16 protein-coding genes are annotated in these 13,921 nt (G+C 73.6%); 9 read left to right on the top strand and 7 right to left on the bottom strand.

Annotated features, from left to right (window positions below):
• Window positions 1–14 precede the first annotated feature (14 nt).
• Entirely contained in the window at window positions 15–1,034 is a 1,020-nt protein-coding gene (locus ACLF3M_RS22505; protein WP_430659228.1) for a Gfo/Idh/MocA family protein, read from the top strand.
• Here the strand turns inward: ACLF3M_RS22505 and ACLF3M_RS22510 are convergent.
• Together ACLF3M_RS22510 and ACLF3M_RS22515 are read right to left on the bottom strand one after the other, a co-directional pair.
• Window positions 1,031–2,320, bottom strand: coding sequence for an MATE family efflux transporter (locus tag ACLF3M_RS22510; RefSeq protein WP_430659229.1), 1,290 nt, complete (start codon window positions 2,318–2,320; stop codon window positions 1,031–1,033). The genes ACLF3M_RS22505 and ACLF3M_RS22510 overlap by 4 nt on opposite strands.
• A gap of 2 nt (window positions 2,321–2,322) precedes the next feature.
• Complete coding sequence (locus tag ACLF3M_RS22515; RefSeq protein WP_430659230.1) at window positions 2,323–2,679, bottom strand: hydroxyisourate hydrolase; 357 nt, start codon at window positions 2,677–2,679, stop codon at window positions 2,323–2,325.
• A 117-nt stretch (window positions 2,680–2,796) separates the two neighbouring features.
• On the opposite strand from ACLF3M_RS22515, the gene ACLF3M_RS22520 reads away from it, so the two are divergent.
• The 3 genes from ACLF3M_RS22520 (at window position 2,797) to ACLF3M_RS22530 (ending at window position 5,211) form a co-directional block, all read left to right on the top strand.
• Window positions 2,797–3,774 carry a Bug family tripartite tricarboxylate transporter substrate binding protein gene (locus tag ACLF3M_RS22520; protein ID WP_430659231.1) on the top strand — a complete coding sequence of 326 codons (978 nt, stop codon included), beginning with the start codon at window positions 2,797–2,799 and terminating at the stop codon, window positions 3,772–3,774.
• 16 nt (window positions 3,775–3,790) lie between these two features.
• A complete protein-coding gene (locus ACLF3M_RS22525) occupies window positions 3,791–4,705 on the top strand; it encodes a BMP family ABC transporter substrate-binding protein (protein ID WP_430659232.1) in 915 nt (304 codons plus the stop codon).
• A gap of 122 nt (window positions 4,706–4,827) precedes the next feature.
• Window positions 4,828–5,211, top strand: a complete 384-nt coding sequence (locus ACLF3M_RS22530) for a response regulator (RefSeq protein WP_430659233.1) — start codon at window positions 4,828–4,830, stop codon at window positions 5,209–5,211.
• Here the strand turns inward: ACLF3M_RS22530 and mscL are convergent.
• Together mscL and ACLF3M_RS22540 are read right to left on the bottom strand one after the other, a co-directional pair.
• Window positions 5,208–5,654 (bottom strand): large conductance mechanosensitive channel protein MscL, encoded by a 447-nt coding sequence (mscL, locus tag ACLF3M_RS22535; protein ID WP_430659234.1) that lies wholly within the window; start codon window positions 5,652–5,654, stop codon window positions 5,208–5,210. The genes ACLF3M_RS22530 and mscL overlap by 4 nt on opposite strands.
• A gap of 33 nt (window positions 5,655–5,687) precedes the next feature.
• On the bottom strand, window positions 5,688–6,998 hold the full coding sequence (locus ACLF3M_RS22540) for a M20 family metallopeptidase (RefSeq protein WP_430659235.1): 1,311 nt from the start codon (window positions 6,996–6,998) through the stop codon (window positions 5,688–5,690).
• A gap of 138 nt (window positions 6,999–7,136) precedes the next feature.
• On the opposite strand from ACLF3M_RS22540, the gene ACLF3M_RS22545 reads away from it, so the two are divergent.
• A complete protein-coding gene (locus ACLF3M_RS22545) occupies window positions 7,137–7,823 on the top strand; it encodes a glutathione S-transferase N-terminal domain-containing protein (protein WP_430659236.1) in 687 nt (228 codons plus the stop codon).
• Window positions 7,824–7,908: 85 nt separating this feature from the next.
• The gene (locus tag ACLF3M_RS22550) at window positions 7,909–9,174 is read left to right on the top strand and encodes an MgtC/SapB family protein (RefSeq protein WP_430659237.1); all 1,266 of its coding nucleotides are present in this window, start codon (window positions 7,909–7,911) and stop codon (window positions 9,172–9,174) included.
• A 1-nt stretch (window position 9,175) separates the two neighbouring features.
• Here ACLF3M_RS22550 and ACLF3M_RS22555 read toward each other — a convergent pair whose 3' ends face one another.
• Window positions 9,176–9,673 (bottom strand): cupin domain-containing protein, encoded by a 498-nt coding sequence (locus ACLF3M_RS22555; protein ID WP_430659238.1) that lies wholly within the window; start codon window positions 9,671–9,673, stop codon window positions 9,176–9,178.
• Window positions 9,674–9,731: 58 nt separating this feature from the next.
• Complete coding sequence (locus ACLF3M_RS22560) at window positions 9,732–10,307, bottom strand: OmpA family protein (RefSeq protein WP_430659239.1); 576 nt, start codon at window positions 10,305–10,307, stop codon at window positions 9,732–9,734.
• A 141-nt stretch (window positions 10,308–10,448) separates the two neighbouring features.
• Between ACLF3M_RS22560 and ACLF3M_RS22565 the strand changes: the two genes are divergently transcribed.
• Together ACLF3M_RS22565 and ACLF3M_RS22570 are read left to right on the top strand one after the other, a co-directional pair.
• Complete coding sequence (locus ACLF3M_RS22565) at window positions 10,449–10,640, top strand: hypothetical protein (RefSeq protein WP_430659240.1); 192 nt, start codon at window positions 10,449–10,451, stop codon at window positions 10,638–10,640.
• 66 nt (window positions 10,641–10,706) lie between these two features.
• Window positions 10,707–11,360 carry a DUF2161 domain-containing phosphodiesterase gene (locus ACLF3M_RS22570; RefSeq protein ID WP_430659241.1) on the top strand — a complete coding sequence of 218 codons (654 nt, stop codon included), beginning with the start codon at window positions 10,707–10,709 and terminating at the stop codon, window positions 11,358–11,360.
• A 49-nt stretch (window positions 11,361–11,409) separates the two neighbouring features.
• Here ACLF3M_RS22570 and ACLF3M_RS22575 read toward each other — a convergent pair whose 3' ends face one another.
• Window positions 11,410–12,459: a sugar phosphate isomerase/epimerase family protein gene (locus ACLF3M_RS22575; protein ID WP_430659242.1), complete on the bottom strand. Its 1,050-nt coding sequence runs from the start codon at window positions 12,457–12,459 to the stop codon at window positions 11,410–11,412.
• Window positions 12,460–12,730: 271 nt separating this feature from the next.
• On the opposite strand from ACLF3M_RS22575, the gene ACLF3M_RS22580 reads away from it, so the two are divergent.
• On the top strand, window positions 12,731–13,921 hold the full coding sequence (locus ACLF3M_RS22580; RefSeq protein ID WP_430659243.1) for a polysaccharide biosynthesis/export family protein: 1,191 nt from the start codon (window positions 12,731–12,733) through the stop codon (window positions 13,919–13,921).

Genomic DNA, 13,921 nt, shown 5'->3' on the forward strand with positions numbered 1-13,921 from the left:
GGAGGGCGCGTCGCATGATCGGCGTCGGCGTGGTCGGGCTCGGGATGGCGGCGAAGCCGCACATGCTGGCGCTGAAGGAACTGGAAGCAGCGGGGCGCATCCGCATCCTCGGCGGCTTCGCGCCGAGCGCCGCGCGGCGGGACGCCTTCGCCGGCGCCTGGAGCGCGCCAGTGTTCGACAGCCTCGACGCGCTGCTCGGGGCGCCCGGCCTCGACCTGGTGGTCGTGCTGACGCCGCCCGGCGCACATCTGCCGGTCGTCGAGGCCGCGGCGCGGGCGGGCAAGCACGTCATCGTGGAGAAGCCGCTCGAGCTCGACCTGCCGCGCGCCGAGGCGCTGGTGGCCGCGGCGGCGCGCGCGGGCGTCAGGCTCGGCGTCGTCTTCCAGCATCGCTTCCGCCCGGCCTCGCTGCGGCTGCGCCAGGCCGTCGCGTCGGGCGAGCTCGGCGCGCTGCTGTCGTGTTCCGCGACGATCCGCTGGTGGCGCGACGCCGCGTATTTCGCGCAGGCAGGGCGGGGGATGAAGGCGCGCGACGGCGGCGGCGTGCTGCTGACCCAGGCGATCCATACGCTCGACCTGCTGCTGCACCTCGCGGGCCCCGTGGCGCAGGTCGCGGGCTTCGCGCGCACCTCGCCGCTGCGCGCCATCGACACCGAGGACATCGCCGCCGCCGCGCTGCGCTTCGCCAATGGCGCGATCGGCGCGGTCGATGCGACGACGGTCGCCGAGCCCGGTTTCCCCGAGCGCATCGAGATCGCCGGCACCGGCGGCAGCGCGCTGCTGGTGGCGGAGCGGCTGGAACTGCATACCAAGGGCAGGCCGCCGGAGGTCGTGGATTTCGGCATGGCGGGCGGCGGCGGCGCCGATCCCATGGCCTTCGACCACGGCCCGCACCGCGCCATGGTGGCGGAGATGCTGGACGCGATCGAGCAGGGCCGAGCGCCCATGAATGACGGCGCTTCGGGCCTGCCGGTGATGCGCCTGATCGCGGCGATCCTGGAGAGCTCGGCGAGCGGCAAGGTGGTGACGGTCTAGCGCCACACCCCCGGCCGCACCGCGCCAGCCGAGAAGACGCCATAGGATACCAGGCCGAGCGCCACCGCCGCGAACTGGCCGTCCAGCCCGAAGGGCCCGGCCAGCAGCGCGCCGCCGCCGACCGCGATGCCGAAGCGCGAGAAGGCCGCCAGCACCGGCCCCGCCATGCGCCCCGCGCCCTGCGCCGCGAAATAGAGCGCCATGCCGAGGCCGAAGGCGGCATAGGCCGGCCCGATCAGCCCGATCGCGCGCGTCGCGATGACCGCGACCGCGGGATCGGCGGTGAAGGCCGCGACGAAGGCCTGCGGGAAGATCGTCGCCGCCAGGCCGCAGGCGCCGGCGATCGCGAAGGCGAGCCCGCCGCCCGTCCAGGCGATGCGCCGCGCCTCCGCCCAGTCGCCGGCGCCAACCGCGCGCCCGACCAGCGCGGTCAGCGCGGAACCCACGCCGAAGACGATGGGGATCATGACGAATTCCAGCCTGACCGCGATGCCGTAGCCCGCCACTACCGCCGCACCGCGCGGCGCGAGCTGCGCGGTGACCATGATCGTCGTGAGGTTGGCCAGCACCGCGAGCCCGCTCGCGACCAGCCCGACCGACAGGATCCGCCCGAACAGCGCGCGTCGCGGCCGGGCGCGGAGATCCGGCGCGAAGCCCGCCCCGCCGCGCAGCACCAGCCGCGCCATCGCGATCGCGCCGGCCCAGAAGCAGGCTGCGAAGGCGATGCCCATGCCCGCCAGGCCGAGCCCCGCGGGCTCCGCCAGCAGCCAGGCGACGGGCGGATAAGCCAGCCAGGCCAGCTGCATCACCCGCGCCGCCCGCGCATGCTGCCCGCCGCCGCGCAGCACGGAAGCCAGCGTGTTGACCATCCAGAAGGGCAGCGCGCCGGCGCCGAACAGCCAGGCGGCATAGGCGGCCGCAGCGTCCGCTGGCCCCGGGCCGCCGACCAGCGCCAGCACGGTGCGCGGCGCGAGCAGGAAGGGTAGCGCGAAGCAGGCGGAAGCGGCGGCCGCGATCATGACGGCATGCGGCACCAGCGCCGCCGCTTCTTCGCGCCGGCCGCCGCCAAGGGTGCGCGCGATGGCCGATGCGATGCCGCCGCCGATCCCGCCGCCCGACATCATCGTCATCAGCAGCGCGAAGGGCAGCACCACCGCCCAGCCCGCCAGCGCCTCGGTCCCCTGCCGTGCGGCGAGCCAGGTCTCGAAGAGCTGGGACGCGACCTGCAGGACCGACGCGCCCGCGGTCGGCGCCGCGAGGGCGAGGATCGCCCGGAGACGACGCACCCTCAAGCGCCGCGCCAGACCGACAGGCCGAAGGGCGTGAACTTGATCGGCAGGTGGTAGTGCTGCGCGACGTCGAAGACCCGGAAGCGGAAGGGCACGACGTCCAGGAAGGGCGGCGCCGTCACGCCCGTCGCGGCGTGGAACTCGCCGACATGCATCAGCACCTCGTGCTCCCCTTCCTCGACCCCGGCGCCGCCGGCGACGGGGTGGTCCAGCGTGCCGTTCGCGCCGATGTGGCCCTCGGCGATGGTGATGCGCTCGCCGTTCGGCATGACGCGGTCGATGCGCACCGCCAGCCCCTCCGCGACCCGGCCGCGCGCCACGTCAACCGCATGCACCGAGATGCCGCCTGCCGGCATGAAGACCCCCGAGGAACGGTCGCGCCATCCTGCCCCGGCCGTCCGGCCTCGGCCAGGGCGCGCATGACAGCGGCGCAAGGCTTGCGTTGGTGTCGCAATCGTCTTGGGAGACATCGCATGCGCCGTCGCCACCTGCCGCTTCTCGCGGCAGCTTCCGCCCTGGCCTTGGGCAGGCCCGCCCTGGCCCAGGATGGCTGGCCGAGCCGCCCCATCCGGATCGTGGTCACCTTCCCGCCGGGCGGGTCATCCGACATCGTCGCCCGCGTGCTGGCCGACGTGCTGTCCCAGCGCCTGCCGCAGCGCGTGATCGTGGACAACCGCCCGGGTGCCGGCGGCACGCTCGCCGCGGCCCATGTCGCGCAGCAGCCGCCCGACGGCTACACATGGCTGCTCTCCAACACGGCGCCGATCGTGCTCTCGCCGCCGATCTACCCCAATGTCGGCTACGACCCCGTCACCAGCTTCACCCACATCGCCTATCTCGGCTCCGCCACCACCGTGATCGTGGTCAATGCGCGCGTCGTGCCGGCGACCGACATGCCGGGCCTGATCGCCTGGATCAAGGCGCAGCGGGTCCCGCCGGGCTACGGCACCTCCGGCGCCGGTTCCGTCGGCCACATCTTCGGCGAGCAGTTCCAGGCCCGCACCGGCACGACGCTGACCCACGTCCCCTATCGTGGCAGCGCGCCGATGCAGGCCGACCTGCTCGGCGGCGCCATACCGTTGTCCTTCGACACCCTGCCGCAGAACATCGAGCACATCCGCGAAGGCCGGCTGCGCGCCATCGCCGTCACCTCCGACCGGCGGCAGCGCACCGCGCCGGAGATCCCGACCACGGCCGAGGTCGGCTATCCCGGCCTGCTCGCCGACAACTGGGTCGCGATCTCCGCCCCCGCGCGGCTGCCGCCCGCGATCAGCCAACGGATCTTCACGGAAGTCAGCGCCGCGCTGGAACTGCCGATCGTGAAGCAGCGCATGGACGAGCACGGCTTTGACATGCGCGCCATGACCCAGCCCCAGTTCAGCGCGATGGTGGAGGAGCAGGTGCGGGTGATCGGCGGCGCCGTCCGGGCGCTCGGCATCACCGCGCAATAGGGCCGCGCTCTCCCGCATGGCTCGCACGCCTCGCGTCGTCGCGGTCTTCTTCGGCCGCCGTGGCGCGGGCAGCTTCAACGCCGCCGGCGTCACCGGCCTGTCGCGCGCGGCGGAGCGCGGCGGCTTCGTCCCCGACGCGGTGTGGGAACCCGATCCCGCCCGCCGCGCGGAGACCATCGCTGCGGCCGCCGCGCGCGCCGACCTGATCATCGCCCATGGCGGCCAGGGCGAGGCCGGCGTGCAACAGGTCGCGCCGCGCTTCCCCTCGGTCGCCTTCGCGGTCACGCAGGGGCGCATCGCCGGCCCCAACATCGCCTGCTTCGAGGTGCTGCAGGAGCAATCCGCCTTCCTCGCCGGCGCGCTGGCGGGATGGTGGACCCGCAGCGGCACCGTCGCGCATCTCTCGGGCGAGCGGGTGCCGCCGGGGCTGCGCGGCCGCGCCGGATTCGCGGCCGGCCTAGCGCATGCCCGGCCCGGCGCGACGCTGCTGACCGGCTTCTGCGGCGACCAGCACGATCCTGGCCTTGCCGGAAGCTGGACCGCGGCGCAGTCCGCTGCCGGGGCGGATCTGCAATTCGCCATGCTCGATGGCGGGCGGCCCGGCGCCGTCGCGGCCTGCAGGGCACACGGCCTGCGCGCGATCGGCAATGTGCGGGACTGGACGGTCGAGGACGACGTCTTCCTCGCCTCCGCCGTCGCCGACAACGGCGTGGCGCTGGAAGCCGCGATCGCCGGCTTCCTCGGCGGCCGCTTCGAGGACCGGCGCATCGGGCTCGAGGAACCCGCCGCGGTGCGGCTTGCGCTGGCGCGCGACGTGGACCCCGCCCTGGCCAATCGGCTCGACGCGCTGCGCGACGCCATCAGGTCGCGCGCGATCGTCGTGCCCGAGGCGTATGACGGGCCGGAATGGCGCCCCGCCGCCGCAGCCTGACGGGTCGCGGCCGATTTCCACGACACTGTGAAAGAGTGTTGCGGATTGCGTACGATGACTTCACACTTGCTGCGCCTCCGCCGGGCTTGCCGACCGGCGATGGGCTGCGGGGACAGGGCGGGGTGCGGCCTCTGGACGTGCTTGTGCTTGGCGAGGAGGCGGAGGTCGCCGGCGAGATAGCCGACGGCCTGGCGCTGGACGGGGTCGCCTGTCATGTCGCGGGCAGCGCGGCCGAGGCGCTGGCGCTGGTCGCGAAGGCCGCAGGCGCGATCGGCGTGGTGGTCACCGACATCCGGCTGCCCGGCAAGGATGGGCACGCGCTGGCCGAGCGGCTGGCCGGCCTGCCGGCGGAGCGGTCGGTCGAGCTCGTCTTCGTCACCGGCCCTGCCGAGCCCGCGGAGATCGGCGGCGCGGTGCTCCGCAGGCCCTTCCGCTGGGCCGAGATCAAGGCCGTGCTCGGCGCCGCGATGCGCCGCGCGGCGGCGAGGCGGGAGGAACTCGGCTAGATCCTCGGCCGCGCCTTCAGCTCGTCGCGGATCTCGGCCAGCAACGCCTCGGTCGGCGTCGGGGCCTTCACCGCCTCCTCCCGCACGCGCAGCTTCGTCAGCACCTTCAGCAGCCAGAAGATGGCCAGCGCCACGATCAGGAACTTGATGATCGCGTTGATGAAGACGCCGATCGCCAGCACCGAGGCGCCGCCCTGCCGCGTCGCCTCCAGCGACGGCCGGCGCTCCCCGCTCAGCACGATGAAGAGGTTGGAGAAGTCGATGCCGCCGATCAGCAGGCCGATGATCGGGTTGATCAGGTCCTCCACCAGGCTGCCGACGATGGTGGTGAAGGCGGCGCCGATCACGATGCCGACCGCGAGGTCGATCACGTTGCCCCGCATGACGAAGGCCTTGAACTCGCGCAGCCAGGCCGGCTCCTTGATCGGGATCGGCGACTCCATGGGCTCCTCCGGCTTCGTTCCGATGTCGGCAGACTATTCGGCAGGCGCCGCGCCGCACCAGAGGGCGATCAGCAGCGCGACCACCGCGACGCCGCGCCGGTAATCCGCGGCGTCCACCCATTCGTCGCGCCCCCCGTTCTGCGTGAGGTCGCCGCAGAGCGGCCCGAGCCCGACGCAGGGGATGCCGGACTGCACCATGGGATTGCGGATGTCCGACGAGGTGTGCAGCGGGTTGATCTCCGGGGCGGCGCCGGTGCCGGTCCGCACGGCCTCGCTCGTCACCGTCCAGAGCGGGTGGTCGAGAGCGACCTCCGCCCCCGTCACGCCGGAGACGAAGTCAAGCCGGGGCGGCGTGTCCTTCAGGAACGGATCGGCGGCGGCGGCCTCGGCGATCGCGGCCTCGACCTCGGCCTGCACGTCGCTCAGCCTCTCGCCCGGCGGGAAGGCGAGCGCGCAGGACAGCTGCACCGCCGGCGCGACGCGGCTCGCCCGCCCATCTCCGAGCGTGCGGATGTCGCCGATCAGCAGGTTGGTGGACCGCCCGATCGCGGCATCCAGCGCGGGGTGGTGGACCCGCGCGCCGCGGCGGTCATCCAGCGCCCGCAGCGCGGCCACGACGAGCATCGCCTTCTCCACGGGATTGACCGCGACATGGGCGAAGGCGGCGTGGCCGGGCTCGTTGGTCGCGGGGAGCCGGCCCGGAACCGTCACCTTGAAGATGAGCTGTCCCGCGGCCAGCGCCTTCACCTCCCGCATGCCGACGCCGCTTTCGGCGGGATGCAGGTAGACCGCCGCATCGGCCGTCACGCCGCCATGAAGCAGCGCATGCACGCCGCGGGCATGACGCTTCGACGGCGTGCTGGCAAGGATGACGTCGCCCTTCGGCTTCAGGCCCGCCGCGCGCAGCACGGCGATGGCCTGCACCATGGTCGCGACCCCCGCGAGGTCGTCGGCGACGCCCCAGCCATGGATACGCCCGCCCTCCACCTCGCCGGACAGCGGGTCGTGGCGCCAGCCATGCTGCGCCTGGAAGGGCTCGCCATCGGGATGGGCGAAGAAGATCACGCTGCGCCCGCCTCCCGTGCCGGGCATCCGCGCCAGCACCGCCACACGCTCCTCCGTCGCCATCGCCGAGTCGGAGGCGAATTCGTCGCGCAGCCTGATATCCGCGGGGCGGTAGCGCCGGCGCTCCACCGCGCAGCCCAGCGCCGCGCAGGCCTCGGCGACGCGGGCCTGCACGGCGTCCTCGCCCTCGGCCTGCAGGCGGATCAGGTCGCGCAGGAAGCCCAGCGCGGCGTCGCCGCCCACCTCCGCCGCGCGCTGCACGAGCGCCACCTGGTCCATGCCCCGTCCCTTCCCGGCCTCGGCGGGATGGTCGGGCCCGTCACGGCATCCGTCAACGCGCGGCTTGCCGAACCACCCGCCGCACCGTCATGCTGCGCCCGGGCAGGCAACCGCCGGAGGAGCGGTCGGACGCGCGCGATGCGGCTGGTCATCGGGGCCAAATGGTCCTCGACATGGACGATGCGGGGCTGGCTGGCGTGCAGGCTCTCGGGCCTGCCGTTCCGGACGGAGACGCTGTTCCTCTCGCGCCCCGACAGCAAGGCGAGGCTGGCCGAGGCCTCGCCCACCGGGCTGATCCCGGTGCTGGAGCATGACGGCTTCCTCGTCACCGACACCATGGCGATCGCGGAGTACCTGTGGGAGCTCGCGCCGGGCTGCGACATCTGGCCCGCGGATCGCCGCGCGCGCACCGTCGCGCGGATGTCGGCGTCCGAGATGCACGCGCATTTCGCGGAGCTGCGCGCGGCGCTGCCGATGAACCTGGTCAAGCGCTGGCCGATCGCCAACGGCATCCCCTCCAACGTCAAGCTGCTGGGACGGCCGGGGGTGGAGGCGCAGGTCGCCCGCGTGCAGAAAAGCTGGCGGCAGACGCGCGCGGCCTGGGGGCAGGGCGGGCCTTATCTCTTCGGCGCGCGCTTCTGCTTCGCCGATGCGATGTGGGCGCCGATGGCCAGCCGCTTCCGCACCTATTCCGTGGCACTCGCCCCCGACGCGCAGGCCTATGCCGAGGCCGTGCTGTCGCACCCCTTCGTCGCGGAATGGGTCGCGGGGGCGGAGGCGGAGGCGCGGGAGATCGGCTGGGACGCCTGCGCGGCCTGGCCGTGATTTCGGTGCCTCGGGCGCCGGCGCGCCTCCGGCGCCTGGCGTTCGCGGCCCCGGCCGGCGTCGGCCGCCTCTCCGGACGCGTTGAATGGGAACCGACCCCGAGACCCTGATCCGTCGCCTCGCCGTGGCGCTGGCGATCGGCCTGCTGGTGGGCGCCGAGCGCCACTGGCGCGAGCGCGACGAGGCCGCGGGCAGCCGCACCATGGGCGTGCGCACCTTCGGCCTGATCGGGCTGTTCGGCGGCGTCATGGCGGCACTCGGCGCGGAGCTCGACGGCATCGGCACCGCGCTGATGGTCGCGGGCGGTTTGGGCGCGCTGGTCGCGACCGTCCTGCCCTTCGCGCTGCGCGAGGCCGCCGCCGCCGGCAGCGTCGGCGCCACCACCCCGGTCGCGGCGCTGGCGACCTATGCGCTCGGCGCGCTCGCCGTGCTGGGGGCGCCTCAGGCCGCGGGCGCCGCGGCGGTGGCGATGACCGCGGTGCTCGCCGCGCGGGAATCCCTGCACGAGCTCATGGCGCGCATCACCTGGGCGGAGCTGCGATCGGCCATCGTGCTGCTGTCCATGACGCTGCTCGTGCTGCCGCTGGTGCCCGACGCGCCGGTCGCCTGGCTTGCCGGCGTCAACCCGCACGAGGTCTGGATGCTGGCCATCCTGCTCGCCGGCGTGTCCTTCGCGGGCTATCTCGCGGAGAGGCTCGCCGGCGCGGGGAAGGGGCTGCTGCTGGCGGGGGCCGCGGGTGGGCTGGTCTCCTCCACGGCGGTCACGCTCGGCAATGCCGGCGCGGCAGCGCAGGGCGGGTCCGCGGTGCCGCTTGCGGCAGGCGCGCTGGTGGCGGGCGCGGTCGCCTGCCTGCGCACGCTGGTGCTGGTCTTCATCGTCTCGCCCGACACCGCCTGGCGGCTGGCGGCGGCGCTGCTGGCGGCGGCCGCGGCGATGGGCATCGCCGCCACCTTGCTCGCCCGGCGCGGCATGACCGCGCTGGAGGACGGACGACGGCCCGACAATCCCTTCGAGCTGAAATCCGTGCTGCGCATGGCGCTGCTGCTGGGCGGCGTGGGCGCGGTGGCGAAGCTCGCCGCCACGCATTTCGGCCAGGCCGCCGTGGTCGCCGTCGCGGCGCTGACGGGGCTGGCGGATGTGGATGCGATCGCGCTGTCCGTGCCGCTGCTGGCGCCGGCCACGGTCACCACGTCGCTCGCCGCGACCGCGGTCGCGGTCGCCGTCGCGTCGAACATCGTCGCCAAGGCGGGTTACGCCGCCGCGCTGGGCCGCAGGGCCTATGCGGTGCCGTATTGCGCGGGCTCCGCCGCCGCGCTGGCCGCCGGCGGCGTGGCACTGTTCCTGGTCTGACTCAGAACCCGCCCTTGCGGTGGATCGGGTCGATCCACAGAACCTTCTCCGGCTTCTCCACGGGCTCGATGTCGAGGTTCACCACCACCGCCTCGTTGTCCGACCGCACGAGCACGCATTCCAGCGTCTCGTCCGTGGAGGCATTGATCTCCTGGTGCGGGACATAGGGGGGGACGAAGATGAAGTCGCCGGGGCCGGCCTCGGCGACGAATTCCAGCTTCTCGCCCCAGCGCATGCGTGCCCGGCCGCGGACGACGTAGATCACGCTCTCCAGCGCGCCGTGGTGATGCGCGCCGGTCTTGGCGTCGGGGTGGATGTGCACCGTGCCCGCCCAGATCCTCTGCGCGCCGACCCGCGCGGCGTTGATCGCCGCCGCGCGGTTCATCCCCGGCGTCTGCGCGGTGTTGGCGTCGAGGCTGTCGCCGGGGATGACGCGCACGCCGCTGTGCTTCCAGCCGTCGGGCGGGACGGAATGATGCTCATGGCCATCATGCGGCATGGCGAGTTCTCCTGCTGCGCCGTGGCAGGGAAGGCCGGCGCGGCGCGCGAGGCAAGCCTCAGCGCTGCAGCAGAACGTCCACCCGGCGGTTGCGCTGCCGGCCTTCGGGGTTGTCGCGGCCCTCGATCGTGTTGGGCGCAACCGGGTCGGATTCGCCGCGGCCGCTGGCCTGCATCGGCGGCAGGCCCTGCTCATGCGCCTCGAGCCACTGCTCCACGCTGCGCGCGCGGCGTTCCGACAGCGCCTGGTTGTAGCTGTCCGAGCCCACGGAATCCGTGTGACCGACGATGGAGACGCTGCTCGGCTTCCTCTCCCGGATGATCGCGGCGACGCGGTTCAGCGCCTCGGCGGCCTCGGGGCGCAGCTCCGCCTTGTCGAAGTCGAAGAGCACGTCGTTGCGGAGCGTCAGCCGCGTCACGCGCGGGCCTTCCTCGACGACGACGACATTGGCGCCCTGCACCTCCACGGCCTGGCCGGGCGCGACGGTGCCGATCGGCACGCCGCCCTGCTCGATCACCGCGGGACGGGGCGGCGCCTGGCGTTCGATGGTGACGGCGCCGGTCGCGGCCTCCTGCGCGGCGGCGAGGCCGGGCGCGAGCAGCAGCGCGGCGACGGCGAGGCGGTGGCGGGGCATCTCGGTCTCCTCCGTTGCGGGACGGAGACAACGCACAAGGGCCCGTCCGGTCCCGTCACGAGAAAATCACCAGAGGCGAAGGACACGCCGGGGTCTGTCGATGGTTATGGCCCCGCATCGCATCGAGGAGAGGAGCAGAAGATGTCACGCGTCCTTCGCAGCCTGACCATGGCCGCCGTGCTGGCCGCCGCCGGCGGATTGGCCTCCGCCTGCACCTATGTCGAGCGCGAGCGTCCGCCGCAGCAGGCGACCGTCGTCGTGCCGCAGCAGCAGCCCGCGACCACCTATGTCGCGCCGGCCCAGCCGACCGTGACGGTCCGCCCGGGCTACTGAGCGCCGGCGCGCCGCGCCTATCGCGGCATTGACGGCCGCCGTGCCGCGCCGGCATCCCGGCGCGGCATGGCGCGTTTTCGCGAATCGTCGCTCTACGCCGCGGTGAAGGCGCATCTCCTCGGACTCGGGCTCGATCCCAAGGGCGAGGTGATGGGCTGCGACGTCGTCGCGATCCGGGCGGGCGATCCGCCCTTCCTGGTGATTGCGGAGATGAAGGCGGGCTTCACGCTGGAACTCGTGCTGCAGGGCGTGGACCGCGCGCCCTGCTGCGACGAGGTCTGGCTGGCGGTGCGGATGACGCGCAGCGGGCGCGACCGAGACCGCCGCGCGCACCGCCTCTGCCGCATGCTGGGATTCGGGCTGCTGGCGGTGACGGTCTCGACCGGCCGCGTTGAGGTACTGGCCGAGCCCGCGCCGTACCGCCCGCGCCGCAACCTGCCGCGCCGGGCCGGGCTGCTGAAGGAACACCGGCGCCGCCAGGGCGATCCCACCCCTGGCGGCGGCAACCGCCGTCCCGTGATGACCGCCTATCGCCAGGCCGCGCTGCGCTGCGCCGAGGCGCTGCGCGACGGCCCGCGTCGCCCGCGCGAGGTGAAGGCGCTGGAACCCGACGCGCCGGCGATCCTGCTGCGCAACGTCTATGGCTGGTTCGAGCGCGTCGAGCGCGGCGTCTACGACCTGACGGCGAAGGGCCGCGCCGCGCTGGCCGGCCCGGCCTGAGCGCGCCGCGCCGCACGGCGCCGCCTGCCGGCGAAGCCTCCGATCGCGGTCACGGGTCGATCCCGAGGATGCGCCGCGCCGTCGCCCGGTCCATCCCCTGGCGCAGGGCGGCGTCGAAGGGCGCCGGCGTCGTGGCGATCATGTGCCGCCGGATGAAGGGCGCGCCTTCCGCCGCGCCGTCCTCCTTCCGCTTCAGCCAGCACTCCCACTCCAGCACGCACCACCCGTCGTAGCCGGCGGCGGCGAGGCGGGAGAACACGCCCCTGAAATCCACCTGCCCGTCGCCTGGCGAGCGGAAGCGCCCGGGCCGCTGCGCCCAGTCCTGAAAGCCGCCATGGACGCCGCTGCGCGGGCTCGTCACGAACTCCGCGTCCTTCACGTGGAAGGCGGCGATGCGATCGGCGTAGAGCTCGATGAAGCCGAGATAGTCCATGTGCTGCAGCAGCATGTGGCTGGGATCGAACAGGATGCGCGCGCGCCGGTGTCCGTCCACCAGGCCGAGGAAGCGGTCGAAGGTCACGCCGTCATGCAGGTCCTCGCCGGGATGCAGCTCGAAGCAGAGATCGACGCCATGCGCCTCGGCATGGTCCAGCAGCGGCCGCCAGCGCCGCGCGAGTTCCTCGAAGGCCGCGGCGATCAGCGCCGGCGGGGCAGGGGGCCAGGGGTAGGCGTAGGGCCAGGCGAAGGCGCCGGAAAAGGTCGCGACGCGACGTAGGCCGAGCCGCGCCGCGGCCTCGATCGCCAGCCGAAGCTGGTGTTCCGCCCAGGCCCGATGCGAGGCGGGATCGCCGCGCAGCGCCGCCGGCGCGAAGACGTCGTTCAGCGCCGCGAAGGCCGGGTTCACCGCCAGCAGCTGCCCCGCGCGATGCGCCGCCAGCTCCGTGACCTCGACGCCGAGCGCCGCGAGCCCTGCGATGTAGTCGCGGCAATACGCGTCGTCGGCCGCGGCGCGTTCCAGCTCGATCAGGCGGGGATCGTGCACCGGCACCTGCACCCCCACATACCCATGCCCGGCGAGCCAGCCGACGACGCCGTGCAGGCTGTCGAAGGGCGCCGTGTCGCCCATGAACTGGCTCAGCATCACCGCGGGTCCGCGCATGATCCGTCCCCTTTCCCGCGGCCAGCATGGCGCGGGGGAGGTCGGCAGGGCTACCCGTCCGGTGGAGGCGCCTGGTTCATGTGGCGCGGCTACGCCGTGCCGAATGAATCCGGCCCATTGCCGGCTTCGGCTTTGACCGAATCGAAGTGGATGGTGACAAGTGGTTGACTGCGATATGCAGACCAGGGCGGGACGCCTGGCAGGGGCCAGGCGTCTGTCGCCCGGCAAGCGAGCGTGAGTCTTCCCCCGGACCACCGCCCGGACCGAGGCCGTGACGTCTAGAAGATCCCTGCTGGTCCTGGCGCCGACGGCGCTGCTCGCGGCGGGCTGCGCGAATTTCCTGCCCTCGGCCGGACCGCGCTTCAACCAGTTGCCGGAAAGCGCCGGCGTGCGCGCCATCGAGGCCGATGGCGGCCAGCGCGTCTGGTACGCCTATGTCCCGCTGACGCCGAACGTGGTCTCCCGCCTCGAAGCCGAGGAGAGGCCGATGGTGTTCGGCCGCCAGACCGTTGCGGAGCGCGCCTTCGACCCGCGCATCGGCATCGGCGACACGCTGCACATCACGGTCTTCGAGGCGTCGTCGGGCGGGCTCTTCATCCCGCCCCAGGCCGGCGCGCGGCCCGGCAACTTCATCCAGCTGCCGCCCCAGCAGGTCGGCCGCGGCGGCACCATCACCGTGCCCTATGCCGGCGCGGTGCGGGCCGAGGGGCTGACCCCGGCCGAGCTCTCCAAGCGGCTGGAGGATCGCCTGGCCGGCCGCGCGCTGGAGCCGCAGGTCATCGTCCAGCTCGGCGACCGGCGGTCCAACCTCGTCAGCGTCATGGGCGACGTCTACACCTCGCTCCAGTTCCCGCTCGATCCCGCGGGCGAGCGGCTGCTGAACGCGCTCTCGCGCGCCGGCGGCCCGCGCTTCCCGGCCTACGAGACGGTGATCACGCTGCAGCGCGGGCGGCTCGTGGACCGCGCGCTGCTGTCGGACATCGCGGGCCGGCCGGAGCAGAACATCCAGCTGCGCGCCGGCGACGTCGTCTTCGTCAGCCGGGAGCCGCGCTACTTCCTCGCGCTCGGCGCGACGGGGCCGATGGCCTCCCTCAGCCCGGTGAACCGGCGCATGCCGTTCGAGGATACGCGGCTGAACCTCGGCGATGCGATCGCGCGGGCGGGCGGGCTGCAGGACGACCGCGCCGACTCCCGCGCCGTCTTCGTCTTCCGCAACGAGCGCGCGCGGGTGCTGGCGGCGATCGGGCTGCAGGTGCCGCCGGGCAACGAGGAGCTGCTGACGGTCTACCAGGCCGACATGTCGGAGCCGAGCGGCCTCTTCCTCGCCAATGCCTTCCCGATGCGCAACCGCGACACGATGTTCGTCTCGGCGGCGGCGGCGACGGACGTGCAGAAGGTCGTGAACCTGCTGCTGCCCTTCGCCAACACGGGCATCGCGATCGGGGCGGTGAGCAACCGTTGA

This window comes from Falsiroseomonas sp. HW251, assembly GCF_050563545.1.
Lineage (GTDB): Bacteria > Pseudomonadota > Alphaproteobacteria > Acetobacterales > Acetobacteraceae > Falsiroseomonas.